The organism is Nonomuraea sp. LP-02 (genome assembly GCF_036289125.1).
Taxonomy (GTDB): Bacteria; Actinomycetota; Actinomycetes; order Streptosporangiales; family Streptosporangiaceae; genus Nonomuraea; species Nonomuraea bangladeshensis.
Genome location: NZ_JAXCLK010000001.1, coordinates 6,766,963 through 6,782,267, shown reverse-complemented (window position 1 = coordinate 6,782,267; position 15,305 = coordinate 6,766,963). Strand labels below are relative to the sequence as shown.

At 71.3% G+C, this 15,305-nt stretch carries 15 protein-coding genes; 4 read left to right on the top strand and 11 right to left on the bottom strand.

From position 1 onward, the window contains the following. Window positions 1-7: 7 nt before the first annotated feature. From SMD20_RS31925 to SMD20_RS31895, 7 genes are all read right to left on the bottom strand, one after another. Complete coding sequence (locus tag SMD20_RS31925; RefSeq protein ID WP_329588458.1) at window positions 8-1,231, bottom strand: enolase C-terminal domain-like protein; 1,224 nt, start codon at window positions 1,229-1,231, stop codon at window positions 8-10. Next, the gene (locus SMD20_RS31920; protein WP_329588456.1) at window positions 1,228-4,134 is read right to left on the bottom strand and encodes a hypothetical protein; all 2,907 of its coding nucleotides are present in this window, start codon (window positions 4,132-4,134) and stop codon (window positions 1,228-1,230) included. Before SMD20_RS31920 ends, SMD20_RS31925 begins: the two co-directional genes overlap by 4 nt. Further along, window positions 4,131-4,943 (bottom strand): carbohydrate ABC transporter permease, encoded by an 813-nt coding sequence (locus tag SMD20_RS31915; protein WP_329588454.1) that lies wholly within the window; start codon window positions 4,941-4,943, stop codon window positions 4,131-4,133. Before SMD20_RS31915 ends, SMD20_RS31920 begins: the two co-directional genes overlap by 4 nt. Next, window positions 4,940-5,782 carry a carbohydrate ABC transporter permease gene (locus tag SMD20_RS31910; protein WP_329588451.1) on the bottom strand — a complete coding sequence of 281 codons (843 nt, stop codon included), beginning with the start codon at window positions 5,780-5,782 and terminating at the stop codon, window positions 4,940-4,942. Before SMD20_RS31910 ends, SMD20_RS31915 begins: the two co-directional genes overlap by 4 nt. After that, the gene (locus SMD20_RS31905; protein ID WP_329588449.1) at window positions 5,779-7,029 is read right to left on the bottom strand and encodes an ABC transporter substrate-binding protein; all 1,251 of its coding nucleotides are present in this window, start codon (window positions 7,027-7,029) and stop codon (window positions 5,779-5,781) included. The genes SMD20_RS31910 and SMD20_RS31905 overlap by 4 nt, the downstream gene beginning before the upstream one ends. Window positions 7,030-7,058: 29 nt before the next feature. Then, window positions 7,059-7,775, bottom strand: coding sequence for a FadR/GntR family transcriptional regulator (locus tag SMD20_RS31900; protein WP_329588447.1), 717 nt, complete (start codon window positions 7,773-7,775; stop codon window positions 7,059-7,061). Window positions 7,776-7,858: 83 nt separating this feature from the next. Continuing rightward, window positions 7,859-8,428, bottom strand: coding sequence for a DUF305 domain-containing protein (locus tag SMD20_RS31895; RefSeq protein ID WP_329588445.1), 570 nt, complete (start codon window positions 8,426-8,428; stop codon window positions 7,859-7,861). A 111-nt stretch (window positions 8,429-8,539) separates the two neighbouring features. Here SMD20_RS31895 and SMD20_RS31890 point away from each other — a divergent pair, with 111 nt between their 5' ends. Beyond that, window positions 8,540-9,430: an LLM class flavin-dependent oxidoreductase gene (locus tag SMD20_RS31890; protein WP_329588443.1), complete on the top strand. Its 891-nt coding sequence runs from the start codon at window positions 8,540-8,542 to the stop codon at window positions 9,428-9,430. Here the strand turns inward: SMD20_RS31890 and SMD20_RS31885 are convergent. The 3 genes from SMD20_RS31885 to SMD20_RS31875 all read right to left on the bottom strand — a co-directional run bounded on the left by SMD20_RS31885 (window position 9,427) and on the right by SMD20_RS31875 (window position 10,893). After that, a complete protein-coding gene (locus SMD20_RS31885) occupies window positions 9,427-9,786 on the bottom strand; it encodes a hypothetical protein (protein ID WP_329588441.1) in 360 nt (119 codons plus the stop codon). The genes SMD20_RS31890 and SMD20_RS31885 overlap by 4 nt on opposite strands. Window positions 9,787-9,872: 86 nt before the next feature. Next, window positions 9,873-10,310 carry a VOC family protein gene (locus SMD20_RS31880; RefSeq protein ID WP_329588439.1) on the bottom strand — a complete coding sequence of 146 codons (438 nt, stop codon included), beginning with the start codon at window positions 10,308-10,310 and terminating at the stop codon, window positions 9,873-9,875. Next, a complete protein-coding gene (locus SMD20_RS31875) occupies window positions 10,300-10,893 on the bottom strand; it encodes a DinB family protein (protein WP_329588437.1) in 594 nt (197 codons plus the stop codon). Before SMD20_RS31875 ends, SMD20_RS31880 begins: the two co-directional genes overlap by 11 nt. A 63-nt stretch (window positions 10,894-10,956) precedes the next feature. Here SMD20_RS31875 and SMD20_RS31870 point away from each other — a divergent pair, with 63 nt between their 5' ends. Beyond that, window positions 10,957-11,973, top strand: a complete 1,017-nt coding sequence (locus SMD20_RS31870) for a helix-turn-helix transcriptional regulator (RefSeq protein ID WP_329588435.1) — start codon at window positions 10,957-10,959, stop codon at window positions 11,971-11,973. Window positions 11,974-12,083: 110 nt separating this feature from the next. Here the strand turns inward: SMD20_RS31870 and SMD20_RS31865 are convergent, their stop codons facing one another. Beyond that, window positions 12,084-12,530 (bottom strand): PepSY domain-containing protein, encoded by a 447-nt coding sequence (locus SMD20_RS31865; RefSeq protein ID WP_329588433.1) that lies wholly within the window; start codon window positions 12,528-12,530, stop codon window positions 12,084-12,086. Window positions 12,531-12,753: 223 nt separating this feature from the next. Here SMD20_RS31865 and SMD20_RS31860 point away from each other — a divergent pair, with 223 nt between their 5' ends. Beyond that, the gene (locus SMD20_RS31860; protein WP_329588430.1) at window positions 12,754-13,455 is read left to right on the top strand and encodes a hypothetical protein; all 702 of its coding nucleotides are present in this window, start codon (window positions 12,754-12,756) and stop codon (window positions 13,453-13,455) included. Between the two features lie 2 nt (window positions 13,456-13,457). After that, a complete protein-coding gene (locus SMD20_RS31855; protein ID WP_329588428.1) occupies window positions 13,458-15,014 on the top strand; it encodes a tetratricopeptide repeat protein in 1,557 nt (518 codons plus the stop codon). The last annotated feature ends 291 nt before the right edge of the window (window positions 15,015-15,305 follow it).

Sequence of the window (15,305 nt, the reverse complement as noted above, 5' to 3'; positions counted from 1 at the left end):
CGCCCCATTATGGAGTGGCGATGTCGGGGTCCGCGAAACGCTCGTTCGGGACGGTGGCGTACCAGCCGGGCCGGCCGGGATCGCGGTCGTACGGATAGCCGCCGAGCTCCCGGTACAGCTCGGCGTAGCGCTCCACCCGCTCGCGGTCCAGCTCCACCCCGAGCCCCGGCCCTGTCGGCACCGCGATGGCCCCGCCCGCGTAGGCGAGCTTGCCGCCCTCGATGACGTCGTCGCGGAGCTGGTGGTAGTGGGCGTCGGCGGAGTAGGTGAGGTTGGGCAGCACCGCGCCGAGGTGCAGCATGGTCGCGAGCTGGATGCCCAGCTCACCCGACGAGTGCACGGCCACGCCGAGCTGGAACGTCTCGCACACCCCCGCCGCCTTCACGCACGGCCGCACCCCGCCCCAGAACGTGGTGTCCAGCAGCACGACGTCGGCGGCCCTGCGCAGCACGTTGGAGGCGAGCTGCTCGAAGTTGACGACGACGGTGTTGGTCGCGAGCGGCACCCGCACCTGCTCGCGCACCGCGCGCAGCCCCTCCAGGCCCCAGACCGGGTCCTCCAGGTAGTCGTTGTTCAGCCCTTCGATGGCCTTGCCGAAGCGCAGCCCCTCGGCGACCGACAGCACGGCGTTGGGGTCGTACCTGAGCCGGTCGCCGGGGAACGCCTCGGCGAGCGCCCGGTAGCACTCCAGCTCGTAGTCCGGCGGGAAGACGCCGCCCTTCAGCTTGTGGACGGTGAAGCCGTGCTCCTCCTTCAGCCGCCGGGTGTGCTCCACGAGCTGGTCAGGGGTGCGGACCTCGGCGTACCCGTCGTCCGCGTAGCGGAAGAACAGGTAGGACGCGAACGGCACCTCCTCGCGCACCCGCCCGCCGAGCAGGTCGCACACCGCCACCCCGAGGTGCCGCCCGATGAGGTCGAGGCAGGCGAACTCGATCGCGGCGAGGAGCTGGGTGCGGTTGTTGTAGAGCGAGGCCGTCGGGTTGGCGATCTTGAACCGCAGGGCTTCGAGCTGGAAGGGGTCGTGTCCCTTCAGATAAGGCAGCAGCGCGCGGAAGGCCGACTCCGCGCTCTCGCCGCCGCCGCCCATCTCGCCCAGGCCGACGAGCCCGTTGTCGGCCTCGACCTCGACGATCGTACGGACGAAGCGCCCCCAGTGCGCGCCGTTGCTGTGCCGCAGCGGCGCCTCCAGCGGCACGGCCACCGTGGTGGCCCGGACGTCGACGATCTTCACAGCCGCGTTCCCTCCGCGACGGCGACCCCGCAGGCGGGCAGCCGTACCGTTGTGGTCTCGTTCCCCAGGCTCACCGTCGCCTCGACCGGCTCGGCGGCCAGCGACTGGAGCCTGACCCCGTTCTGCCCGATCGAGGTGATGAGCACGTCGGGATGGTCCACCGAGGCGTACGTCGTCGTGGCCGGCGCGGCGTCGGTGACCAGCGCGCCGACGAACGGCTCGGTGAGCCCGGCCGCCGCCGCCGCGCCCAGCCGGCGGGCGGGGGCGCCCGCCTCGGAGGCGACCGCGTACCGGAACGTGGTCTCGCCCTGCTGCTGCGCGGGGAAGTTGGTGTCCCAGATGTTGTTGAGCGCCCAGGAGTAGACCGTGCCGTCCTCCTGGTCGAGCGTGGGCGGGAACGGCGCGTACGGCATGTGGATGGTCCCGAGCTGCACCAGCGGAGCCTCCAGCGTGACCCAGGCGACGGTCAGCTCGGGGTCCTCGAAGGCGATCCAGTGCCTGATGGGCAGCATGTACGCCGCCGAACCCGGCACCCGCGGCACGTCAGGCCCGCCGACCCCGCCGGTCAGCTCCCACGCCGAGGGCGGCCCCGCGGCGAACGGGAAGGCCAGGAACACCGCCTCCTTGGCCGGGGTGCCCTGCTTGGCGAGCTGGTAGGTCAGGTCGAGCCGGGGCACGCCGTAGTGCAGCTCGATCGTGGTGCGGATCCAGTCGACGCCCTTGCCGCGCAGCTCGACCACCAGCCTCTCGCCGACCGCCGTGCGCCGGCACTCGGTGACCGTGGCGTGCCGGCCGATCGCCCGGTCGCCGAGCAGCGTGCGGTCGTGCGCGCCGACGTGGCCGGACAGGTGGTTGACGTGGGGGGCGGTGGCGTACTGGTCGTAGACGTACTGGCCGAAGCCGGCCGCGGCGTCGCCGTTGACCAGCTCGCGCCCGGCCCGCTTGTCGAAGACCGAGCTGAGGTGACCCTCGCGCACGTCGTAGGCCACCCGGTAGAACTCGTTCTCGATGACCGCGTCGCCGGACGGCTCGGCGGGCTCGGGTGGCTGCGCCTCCGCCCTCACCACGTCGAGCCGGACGTGCCCGAAGCCCGGCACGTCACGGACGACCGCGTGCACGTGCCGCCCGATCGGCCGGGTCGGCCAGTCGTCGGGGTCCACGAACTCCTCGTGGTGCGGCACCGTCTCCCCGGTCCGCGCGTCCACCAGCGCGATCGGCACGTCCACCGGCACCACGTCGCGCGGCAGGAACGCGCGCACGACGTCGGTCCGGGCGCGGGTGCCCGGGTTGAACACCGCGAACGCGGGCCGCCCCTCCCCCTCGGCCAGCGCGGCGGCGAAGCGGCGCACGGCCGCGTGCAGCAGGTCCGCCGCGTCGTCCTGGGCCTGGTAGGCGCCGGAGGACTTGCGCGTCCACTGCAGGCCGCCGGAGTCGCCGGCCTCCTCGGCGTCCTCCCACGGGTTGGCCGCGCCCCACGTGTGCTCGTTGAACAGGGCGACCCCGTCGTAGGCGGCGTCCACCTGCGCGGTGACGTCCACGCCGGCCAGCGTGTGCAGCGTCTCGGCCACCCGCAGCGCCGACTGCGCCCGGCGTACGTAGCCGAGCGGGCGGGCGCCCGAGCCGAGCCCGTCGGCCCACCAGTCGGTCCAGTCGCCCTCGTGCACCGCCAGCCGGTCCAGGTGGTGCTCCTCGACGTGCGCGAAGAAGTCGCTGTTGACCGCCGAGCGCAGGCGCGGCCAGGCCCACTGCTCGTTCCAGCGGCGGGCGATCGAGGCGGGCACGATCGACGGGCCCGCGTTGTCGGCGTGCGCGCCCTGCACCCGCAGGTGCAGCACGTCCAGCTCGTACGGCTCCCGAGGCGCGTCCGGCCCCTGCCAGCCGAACGTCCCCGGCCCGTACGGGTAACCGCGCGTGGCCAGCGCCGCCAGGTAGCGCGGCAGCAGGTCGTCGGCCAGCTCGTAGGAGTCGGTCAGCCCGACCGTGTTGCCCTCCATGTACGCCATCCCGTGCGGCGTGTCCGTGAACCACACGAGGATCTCGTTCCCGCTCGGCGCCCGCCAGCGGAACGGCCGGGTGAGCTTGTCGCCGCCGTGCAGGTAGGGCACCGACCGCCCGGCCCAGTTGTGCGCCGCCGCGAGGTAGCGGACGCCGGCCGCGCTGAGCGCGTCCACCAGCCCGACGACCGCGCCCGGCACGTCGGTGTGCATGGCGGAGGTGACCGGCAGCCCCGACTCCTTCGCGAAGCGGAGCTGCCGGTGCAGCTCCTCCGTCGAGCACGCCTCGGTGTGGAGCTGGAACGGCAGCGCCGTCACCTCGATCACGCCCTCCCGCGCGAAGCGGCGGAAGGACTCCACCGCCTCGGCGGGGCGCGCGGCCAGCCACTTCTGCGCCGGCCACGACGACTCGACCGTCCACCGGAACTTCGCGTCGTCCGGCCAGGACGCGGTCTCCTCCGCCAGCCGCACCGCCGCGTCGAGGTAGTCGAGGTGGTGGCGGAGCACCGTGCCCTGCGGGTCGGTGTAGCCGATGTCGAGATGCGAGTGGTGCACGACGAACACGCTCCACTTGCGCTGCGGCGTCACCGTGACGCGCGCGGTGCCGACCACGCCGCTCTCGTCGCGGCACTCCAGCGTCAGCGCGCGCGGCGCGTCCACCTCGGGCACCAGCAGCGTCACGTCGGTGCCCGTCGCGCTGTCCACGCCCACCAGCACGTGCGTCAGCGGCACGGTGCTCGACACCCTGACCGCCTGACGGCCGTCGTGGGTGAACAGCGGCACCACCGCCACCCGCACCTCCAGCCCGCGCTCGCTGATCACGGGCGTCGAGGTGTCGTCCCGCAGCGCCTGCCTGATCCCGTCGTAGTCGGGGCTCCCGAGGCTCCGCTGGAGCAACCGGCTGGTCATTGCACACTCCCTAGGGAAAGGCCTCGGGCGAAGAGGCGCTGGGTGGCGAGGAACAGCACGACCGTCGGCAGCGAGACCACCAGCCCCGCCGCGAGGCCGACCGGCACCGGGGTGCCGGCGTAGACGTCGGTCATGAGCCCCGCGATGGCGGTCATGACCGGCCGTACGTCCGCGGTCTGGCTGAGGGTCAGGCCGAAGACGAGGTCGTTCCAGATGAAGGTGAACTCCAGGATGAACACGGCGGTCAGCGCGCTGGCCGACATCGGCAGGTAGATCCGCCAGAAGATGCGCCAGGTGGACGCGCCGTCCATGCGGGCCGCCTCGAAGATGGAGAAGGCGACACCCTGGTAGAAGTTGCGCAGCACGAACGCGCCGAGCGGCACGTTGATCGCGGTGTAGACGAGGATGAGGCCGAGGCGGGTGTCGTACAGACCGGCGTCGCTGTAGCTGACGAACAGCGGCACCAGCAGCATCTGGGACGGGAACACGGTGCCGCCGAAGATCAGCAGGAACCACCAGAAGCCGTGCCGCAGCCGCAGCACCACGATCGTGTACCCGGCCAGTGCCCCGATCAGCACGCCCAGCAGCGGCGAGACCACGGCGTAGAGCGCGGTGCTGGCCAGGCTGCCGCCGAGGTCGGCGCCCTCGACGGCCCGCGCCACGTTGTCGAGCAGCGCGAAGTCGCCGGCGGGCGCCCACGCCCGCGCCGGGTCGTACGACTCCGCCGGCCGCGCGGCGTTGACCAGCAGCAGGTAAGTGGGCCCGAGCCAGACCAGCCCGAGCACGATGAGCACGGCCCTGCGGATCATCGCACCTGCCTCTTCAGGTAGAGGTAGGACGCGAGGCCGGTCACCACCGTGAGCAGCACCGCCACGGCCGAGCCGTAGCCGTACTGGCTGGCCACGAACGTCTCCTTGTACATCGTCACCGCCAGCGTCTCGGAGTTGCGTCCCGGCCCGCCCTGCGTGAGCACCCACACGATGTCGAACGTCTTCAGGCTCGCCACCAGCGCGAGGCCCACCACGACCGCCGTCAGCGGGCGCATCAGCGGCCAGATCACGTGCCGGAACAGCCGCCACCCCGACGCGCCGTCCAGCCGGGCCGCCTCGATCGGCTCCTTCGGGATGGACTGCAGGCCGACGACGAACAGCAACGTGTTCACGCCGAGCTGCTGCCAGGTCCAGACCAGCAGCATGGCGAGGGTGTTCTGCGGCGCCTCCTGGAGGAACGCGGTGTCCACGCCGAGCAGCAGGTTCGCGATCCCGTCATGGGACAGGACCGGGCTCCACACCATGGCGAGACCCGCGCCGCTCAGCGCGTACGGCAACATGAACGGCACGCGGTACCAGACGCCGCCCTTGAGGTCGTACGACAGGACCGCCACCAGCAGGCCGAGCCCGACCGGCAGCACCATCGTGCCGGCCACCCAGATCAGCGTGTTGCGGACCGAGGTGAGCAGGGCCGGGTCGCCCAGCAGCTTGACGAAGTTGTCCAGGCCGGCCCATGCCGGGGGCTCCAGCCCGTCGTACCGGGTGAGGCTCAGGTAGGCGGTCCACACGAACGGCGCGTAGAGCAGCACCGCGACCAGGATGGCCGCGGGCGCCACATACCCGTGCCGGAACCTCCCGAGCACCGGTGAACGGGTCACTGATGCGTGCTCCAGTACTCGTCGGCGGCCTTCTGGATGGTCTCCAGGACCTCCTTGTAGCTGTCCGGCTCGGTGACGAACTTGCCGAACCCGTCCAGCGCGGCCGTCAGCACCGGCGGCGGCGTCGCCTCGAAGTAGCGGTTGACCAGGCGGTACTTGCCGCTGCCCGCGTCCTTGGTGACCGTGCCGAGCGCCTCGTCCTGGATGACGACCTTGGGGTTGGCGCTCACGTCGCCGCGGCTGGTGGCCCACTTCTCCTGCGCCTCGGCGCTGGTCCACCACTTGAGGTACTTCATGCTCGCCTCGGGGTCGGCGGCCTTGGTCAGCGAGCAGAGCGGCCCGCTCTCGAAGATCATCGACGTCTTGGGGAGAGCCGCGTTGACGTTGGGGATGACGAAGAAGCCGTAGTCGGTCCCGGCCTTCATGTCCCGCTGGGTCATGCTGGTGTTGAACCAGGTGCCGAACGACACCATCGCCGTCTTGCCGTTCTTCAGCACGTCACCGGGGTCGGTCTTGTCGCCCGGGTTGATGAAGTAGCCGGCGTCGATCATCGACTTCCAGCGCTCCATCACCTGGACCACGCCGGGGTCGGTGTACTTCGCCTGGCCGGTGGACAGGCGGTCGTACAGGTCGGGGTCGGTGCCGGCCATGAGCTGCTCGAACCAGACGAACGAGAACAGCACGCTCGTGTGGTAGAACGCCTTCACGCCGTTCTGCTTGAGGGTGTCGGCGACCTTGATCAGCTCGTCCCAGGTCTGCGGCGGGGCGAGGTCGTACGTGTCGAAGACCTTCTTGTTGTAGAACATCCCCCAGTAGGCGACGTTCATCGGCACGCAATACTGCTTGCCGCCGACCGTGTAGTAGGGCGCGAGGTCCTGCGACAGGTCGCCCGCCTTGATCGCCTCCTGCCAGACGGCCGTGGTGTCGGCCACCTGCTTCTGCTTGACGATCTCCTCCAGCATCCCCCCGGTCTGCCAGGTGAACAGGTCGGGCTTGACGTTCGTACGGAACGACGCCTTGATGAACGCCTGGTACTGCGCCGAGTCCGTGTATCCCGTCGGCTTCATGCCCAGACCGATCCGCTGCTTCGACAGGGCGCCCATCTCGTCGAAGAACTTCGTCCACGCGCCCTTGTCGTTGTAGAGCGTCAGCTCGGTCTTCTTCTCCTGCGTGTCGGCTCCGTTGCCGCCGCACGCGGCGAGGACGAGCGCCGCCACGCCCAGCGTGGCCAAACGTGACCGGAACATGGGCCGGCCTCCTTGGTTCTTTCGTGTTTCTATCGGGGGGATGCGTCTCCCGGAGGAGACTGGAGCCGACGCTCGACGACCGTCTTCACGTCGGCCAGGTGAGCCCGCATGCGGGCCTCGGCCGCCGCCGCGTCACGCGCTTCGATGGCCTCCAGGATCGCCAGGTGCTCGTCGTAGTCGCGCCGCCGGTCGTCGAAGATCTGCAGGATCTCGCGCTGCTCGGGGCCGTGGACGGTGAGCAGCGAGTCGACCACCTCGTGCAGGACGCCGTTGCCCGCCGTACGGGCGGTGGCCCGGTGGAAGGCCATGTTGGCGTCGTGCAGCTCGGCGTCCTCGCCGCGCAGGTGCCGCCCCGCCTCGTCGAGCACCCGCCGGAAGGCGGCCAGCTCCTCGTCGCCGGCCCGCTCGGCGGCCAGGGCGGCCAGCGGGGGCTCGATGACGAGGCGGGCCTCCAGCAGCTCAAGCAGCCGGGCGGCGCGGATCTCGCGCATGTTGGGGTTGGGCAGGACCAGGCGCTCGATGTCGGCGCCGACGTAGATGCCGGAGCCGTGGCGCAACTCGATCGCGCCGGTCGCCTCCAGCCTGCGGAGCGCCTCGCGCAGCGTCGGCGTGGTGACGGCGAAGCGCTGCGACAGCTCCCTCGTGGACGGCAGCCGGTCGCCCGGCCGGTGCCCGCCCGTACGGATGAGCTCCAGCATGCGCTCGGTCAGAGCGTCGGACAGTGTCGGCCGCGTCACCTCGGACATATCAAGTGATCTAATCACTTCTCGCGGGCGGCGTCTATGAGGAGTTTGCTGTTTCCTCGTTTTTTAGCCTTTGACCAGCTTTTTCAGCCTTTGGCCAGCTTTCCGCCTTTGACCACCGTTGTCGTCAGCTGGGTCACCATCTTGGCCATCAGGTCCACCTGGCCGCGCCGCGAGCTCTCCACCTGCCCGGCCCACGCCTTGGCCTGCGGGTTGATCCCGCTCGCGGCCTCCTCCTGCGCCATCCTGGCCGCGTCGCCCTGGTGTGCGATCAGCAGGTTGAGCAGGTCCCGCTCGAAGTCCTTCGACTTCCTCAGCGCCCGGATCCGTTTCACATCGGTCTCCGGCATGCCGCCGTGGTGGTCGTGCGCCCCCTCGCCGGCCTGCAACGGCTGCTCCCAGTCGTGCAGCCAGCGCAGCATCATCTCGACCTCGTCCTGCTGGGTCGTCTCGATGGCCGCGGTGAGCGTTCTGACCTCGGGCGACCTGGCGCGCTCGGCCCCCAGTCGCGCGATCTCGATGCCCTGGCGGTGGTGCTGGACCATCATCTGGACGAACATCACGTCGTCGGCGTTCAGCGGGGGCTCGGCGGGCGGGGCGCCGCAACCGGCGACGGCCAGCACGATCCCGAGGACGACGACCGGAATCCCGCGCACACTCGTCACCCCTCTTCTTACAGGAAACTTTCCTAAGAGTTGACGATTTCTCGCGCGAGCGCAAGCACTCCCTTGACCTCAACTTGGCTTGAGCTTGCAAGGTGGGTCCCCATGGAACCCTTCACGATCGGCGTCATCCTGCCCGGCATCCCGGTGCAGCGCCGCGACGGCCTCGACCTGCCCGCCGCCGCCCGGCACGCCGAGCAGGCCGGCTTGGACGGCGTCTGGCACGGCGACCACCTCGCCGTCGGCGCCCCCACCCTGGACGCGCCCGTCGCCCTCGCCACCGCCGCGGCCGCCACCAGTCGCGTCGCCATCGGCACCAGCGTGCTCGTCCCCGCTCTCCGCCCCCTCGCCTGGGCCGCCAAGCAGCTCGCGACCCTCCAGCACGTCTCCGGCGGCCGCCTCGTCCTCGGCGTCGGATCCGGCGGCGGGCCGGCGCAGTGGGCCGCGGCCGGGGTTCCGTACGCCGAGCGCGGCGCCCGTACCGACACGGCCCTCACGCTGCTCCCGAGCCTCCTGTCCGGCGAGCGGACGCCGCTGCCCGACGGCTCGGCCGCCGAGCTGTCCCTGTCCGTGCCGATGCCTCCGGTGTGGGTGGGGAACGCCTCCCCCGCCGCCCTGCGCCGGGCCGCCCGCTTCGGCGACGGCTGGTTCCCGTCCCTGATCTCCCCACGCGCGGTGGCCGACGGGCGCGCGCGGCTGAACGACCTGGCCGCCGGGCACGGCCGCCCGGCGCCGGTCATCGCCATCGGCTGCAGCGCGGCCCTGGGGCCCGGCGCGCCTTCCCGGGCCGAACTGGCCGCGGGGATCGCCTCCGCCTACGACCGGCCCGTGGCCGACGTCATGGACATCCCGCTCACCGGCACCCCGGAGCAGGCGGCGGAGAGGCTGGCCACGTACCGGGAGGCCGGGGCGAGCCACGCGGTCATCGGGGTGGCGGGCGACGACTGGCGGGCCCAGGTGGACCTTCTGGCGCGGACCCGCGCCCTGCTGCTCTAGGGTCGTAGCCACCGAAGGGCCGCGTCGAGGCAGTCCTCCGGGCTGGTGTTGAAGGCGATGGCCGTGTCCGGCGCGTGCTCCCGTACCAGGTTGATCATGCGCTCGAAGATCTCCAGCGCCGGCTCGTGCCCGCGGATGCCGCCGCCGATCACCACGCACTCGTGGCCGCCCCGGCTCAGCGCCTCCACCAGCGCCCCCTCGGGGTCCGCGGCGAGGTCGACCAGACAATAGTCGGCCTCGACGCCCCGCTCGGCGAACCGGGCGCGGCCGCGGTCGATGGCCGCCAGCACCGGCTCAGGGTCCCAGTCCTTCAACGTGGCCGGATCGAGCCCGACCACCAGCACCCGTGCCGCCATCCGCCTCGCCCTCTCAACGGCTCTTGGTCACCAGCACATCAGCATGGCACTCCAGCTCCGGCGAGCACCAGCACGCGGACCGAGAGTCAGTCGAGGCAGAACTCGTTTCCCTCCGGGTCGGCCATGATGATGTGCCCGCCGGCCATCGGAGGGGCCGGCTCGTGCCGCTCCAGCCGCGTCGCGCCATGCCCCACCAGCCGCTCCGCCTCCGCCTCCAGCGCCGCCATGCGTGCCTCGCCCTCAAGCCCCGGCGCGGCCCGTACGTCGAGGTGCAGCCGGTTCTTGACCTGCTTGCCCTCCGGCACCCGCTGGAAGAACAGCCGAGGCCCCGCCCCCTCCGGGTCGAGCAGCGCGGAGGCGTCGTTGCGCCGCTCGGGCGGCACCCCCATCGCCTCCAGCGCCTCCTCCCAGGACGCGAAGCCGGGCGGAGGATCCTGCAGCCGATAGCCGAGCACCTCTGCCCAGAACGCCGACAGCTTCGCCGGATCCGCGCAGTCAAACGTGATCTGCACCTCAAGCGCCATGGTCGCTCTTCTCCTTCTGTCCGGTCGTGTGCAGGTAGAGGTCACGGAGCAGGCACACCTCGGAGAGGTGGTGGATCAGCTCCCTGTTGATGTGCAGCACCAGCGCCGCCATGGGGTGGGCGCCCCACTCGCCCTCCGCCTCCCCGCAGGGACGGGCGAGGCCGGCCTCACCGAGCGCCTCGACGCCGGCCGCCCACCTCGCGTACTCCTCGTCGAGTTGCGCCAGCGCCTCGGCGGCGGTGGCGGCGTACTCGTAGGCGTGGTAGTCGGTGGCCGCGCGGCCGAAGTGCGCGGCGTTGCGCATCGCGAGCACGCCGACGATCACGTGCCCGAGCCGCCAGGCGATCGTGGTGAACGGCGGCGGCTCGGGCGCAGGGAACGCGAAGTCGATCGTCACCGCCCCCGTCCCGCCCTGGATCGGCGCGGACCCGGTGCCCCGGGGCCGCACGTTCCAGGAGCCGGGCACGGGCTCCCAGAAGTACTCCTCGTCGCTGAGCCCGTCGAGCCGCGGCCGTAGCTGCTGGGTCCAGTGCCACGCGAACTGATCCCGCACCAGCGGGTTCCAGATGATTTCCTCGCTCACGAGACCCACTCTCGCCCCCCTCCCGGACAGCTACGGTCCGCGATCCGTGAAACCCTGACGTACGTGACCGTCGAGGGAACCACCGAACGCGTGCTCCGCCTGCTGGCTCTGCTCCAGCGCCGCCCGTCCTGGACCGCCACCGAGCTGGCCGCCGAACTGCGCGTCACCGACCGGTCGATCCGCCGCGACGTCGAGCGCCTGCGCGCCCTCGGCTACCCCGTGCACGCCACGGCAGGCGTCGGCGGCGGCTACCAGCTCGGCGCGGGCACCCGGCTGCCGCCGCTGCTCCTCGACGACGAGGAGGCGATCGCGACCGCGGTGTCCCTGCGCCTGGCGTCCGGAGGCACGGTCGCCGGCGCGGGCGAGGCGGCCCTGCGCGCCCTCGCCAAGCTCGACCAGGTGATGCCGCCCCGGCTGCGCGCCGAGGTCCGGGCCGTGCACGGGGCCATGGACACCCTGCTCGGCCCCGGGATCGAGATCGACCCCGAGCTGCTGGTGACCCTCGCCCGCGCCTGCCGCGACGCGGTCCGCGTCCGCTTCCACTACACCGCCCACAACCCGGCCCGCGAGGGCGAGGCCCGCGACGACCGGCCGCCGCGTGAACGCACGGTCGAGCCGGTACGCCTGGTCGCCACCGCCCGCCGCTGGTACCTCATGGCCTGGGACATCGACCGCGACGACTGGCGCACCTTCCGCCTCGACCGCATGCGCGACGTCACCGCCACGACCTGGCGTTTCCGCCCCCGGGACCACCCCGACCCGGTCGCCTACGTCCAGCGCTCCGTGACCGAGTCCCCCTACCGCCACCACGCCCGCGTACGCCTGCACGCCCACCCCGACCAGGTTCGCGCCCTGATCCCTCCGCAGGTGGGCCGCGTCGAGGCCGACCCCGAGGGCGACGGCTGGTGCCTGCTCACGGCGGGGGGCGACGACCTGGACTGGCTCGCCGTACGCATCGCCGCCCTCGGCTTCGAGACCCAGATCCTCGCCCCTCCTGGACTCCGCCAGGCCGCCGCCCGCCTCGCCCGCAACCTGACCGCCATGTCCACCCACCCAGCCGCCGCCCCCGATCCTCCTTGACCGCACGCGTGGCGACCGAACGCCGTACGCCCGGCTGACGCTGCCGCCGACGAGTACGCCGACGGCTGCGTGGTCACCACCCCCACGCAGACCATCGAGTTCGGCTACCTCTAGCCGTTCCTCGTCACGGCGCCGGTCCTGGCGTCGACCTTGACCCCGTGCCAGGCGCCCTCCGAGGTGAGGACGTCGGCATCCCAGACGAGGGCGTTGTCGCCGTACCGGTCCAGGCTCATGTGGGTGATCCGGCCTTCCGGCACCGCGGAGTACACCTTCGCCGCCGCGTCCTCGAAGGTGAGCCGGGGGTCCCTGTTGATGCCCATCACCCTGGCCTTCTCGCCCTCGCCGGTGTCCTTGACCCTGGCTCCTGAGACCTTCCCCGAATCGTCCACTTCCAGCAGCCGCTCGGTACCGTCGGGACCGGCGAGCTGCACCTCCCAGAGCCGGCCGCCGTTGTTCGACTGGACCGAGAGGACCTTGGAGCCCTTGACGGCGTCCATGGCCGCGGTACTCGCCCGCTCGCCCGCCGCCGTACCGTCCGGCGGCTCCGATGGCGCCATGAGACCGGCCATGGCGCGGGGCCCGGGCTGGGTGGGGACGCTCCCGCAGCCCGCAGCCGCGACCAGGGCCGAGCCCACGAAAATGGTGTTGATGATGACCTTTGTCCGTCTTCCACCATCCATACCGGCCAGGCTGCCCGCGACCCGACAAAGGCACGCCCAGAACTCGGGCAATACGACCCCGCCCGGCGGCCCGTGGTCGTGACCGGCCTGTACACGACGAATGATCGGTGCAATTCTGACGGGCGTGCTGGCGCTATCGATAGCCACGCTCGTCGAGTCCGCGGCGACTGAGGAGCGTCGACAGACAGGAAAGATAGAAAACCTGGAAAAACTGCTACAGCCCGAAGGGCTGGCAGCCCTGGAGAAGGTGGCCACCTTCTACGCCTTTCTTGCTTTCCACCCCGGTGTCGATCAGGTAATCAAGGAGTACGTGCTCTCAGGGTCGCTCTCGGCCGACAGCGGACCGGATGTCCTGGTGATGTTCTGCCTCGACGAGACCGCCGACACCCCCACGCCGTTGGACGACTCCTCCTTCGGGTCCTGGCTGACGCTGGAGACGACCGCCCCTCCCGCGTACACGCTGGTGCGGCATCTCTTCGGCGCCTCGCCCGTGCCGCCGCTGCCCGGCATCGCATTCTTCGAGGGCATCGGGCACGACGACGAAGTGGTGTACGTCCACCTCGTCGACGACCACGAACCGGAGGCGGTACGGGCCAAACTTCGGAAGGTCCTCTCGATCGCCGCCCAGGTCGCGAGCCGGTCACCAGGGCCTGGCAGGCAGGCGGTGCTCGCCGCCGGCCTGCTGAACGAGCGCATTCCCTACACCCGCTCGGGGCGTACGAGCCTGCGGGAGTGGCTGATCCACGGCCGTCGGTTCCTGTCCGAACGCGGCTGGGACCTCGTCAGCCTGCTGGGGCTCTGACGATGCCCGCTGAGCCCGCCGAGCCGCTGCTCACCTGCGAACGGCCCGAGCAGGCCGGGCCCATCCTGGCGATCGCCGAAGCACTGCTCGACCAGCGCTCCCTGGCCGGCCGCTGCGCGGCGGACCACGGCGCAAACGGCCGGGACACCGACCGCGCGAGACAACTGATAGCCACCTACCTGGAGCGCGCCGACCCCGTGGTCGGCTACCTCACGGTCGTCCTGGAACGGGAGGCCGGGCTCAGGTTCTCCGGGCGCCGCAGTTTCCCCTACCGCTTCCACCTGGCGACGCGGCCGCCGGGCGTGCCACTGGCGGGCGACGTGGCCCTCGACCCGGCACCGCCCGTCGGCGCCGTCCTGTACGCGACCATGAGGCGCTGGCAGCTCATCATCGAGCGCGACGATAACGATCATGACGAGTTCGTGGGCATCCTGCACCCGGCGCTCCTGGTCGGCCACCGGCACGGCCTGGCGACCGGGCTGCGTCACATCGTCGGCCTGATCGACACCGGCCAGATCCTCGACGTGTCCGCCGCGGCCTCCGCGGCGGCGACCCTGCTGCGGGCCGCCGCCGTCACCAGGGACGACGCCGAACTGTTCGACGAGATCCTCGGCGACCCCCCGGAAGAGGGCATCGGTCTGATCACCTATGGCACCGACCTGTTCGACGAACGGTTCCAGCAACCCGTCCCACGTTCCTCCTCCCGGGTCACCCCCTTACTGGAAGGGCTGCTGTCCGACGCCTGGCGGCGCGTCGCCGTGGTCCGGGCCGCCTCCGACGCGGGCGAGTGGTGGTGCGCGCTCACCGGCTTGACCGCGTACCTGAGGTTCGTGACGTCCGTCTTCTGGTGGACTCTCGCCTCGCCGTCCCAGGCGGTGGAGGCAGCCCTGGACCAGTTGGATGAGCTGGCCGCCGACCTGTTCGCGATCACGGTGGCGATAGAGCTGGACTCGATGGAAGGCGTGATCGACTACGAGACCGGCGTCATCGAGGCCATCACGCGCCGGACGGGTGACCGGGCCGCCGCCGAGAGACGCTTCCGCCGCGAACGCCTGCTCGTCCCCCCGAAACTGCTCGACGCACCTCTGGACGCGGCGTGGCGGATCCCGGACACGCGGCCGGCGAACCTCTTCGCGTACCTGACGGGCGAGTCCGACCCAGCTCTCCTCCGCTCGCCGTTCGGCCGGACGAGCGGCGAGGGCCGCCTGGAGAGCATGCGCAGACCGGACCTGGAGAAACGTACGGCGGAGGTCCGCCGCACGCTGGAGACGGCGGACGCCATGGACCACGGTCGAGCTCCCGAGGCCGCGCCGCTGCTCCGTGGCCTGCTCCACGATTACCCCTGGTGCGCCCCTGCGTACCGGATGCTCGCCCAATCAGCGCGCCGCTCAGGCAACCAGGACGAGGCCGTGACCCTCCTGGTGAAGGCTCTGACACTGCGTCCCGACCGGCACCGCGCCTGGGCGGAACTCGGCGATCTCCTGGGCGAGATGGGACACGAGTGGCCATCTGGGGTGGCCAAGCGCGTGGCCCACCACCTGGACAGAAGCCGGCCCTGATCCCCCAACCTGGAAATCAGTCGGAAGTACGGCGGGAAACAACGGCAACAGCCCCTTCGGTCGATGCCGGCACCGTCACCGATTACGACATGCTGCTCCAGCAACTACGCGTGAACCTCGGCGGCGGTCTGAAGGGGATCCGCCCACTGGAGCAAGTACGTCACAGCATTCTCGACCTGCACCTGCGCAGCAAGCCCCAACCCCTGCTGAACAAGCCCTCCCGCCGCTACCTCGAGGCCCATTCTGCTCACCCCGGCCAAGAACCTCCGATATCTCTCGGCCGCAAAACTC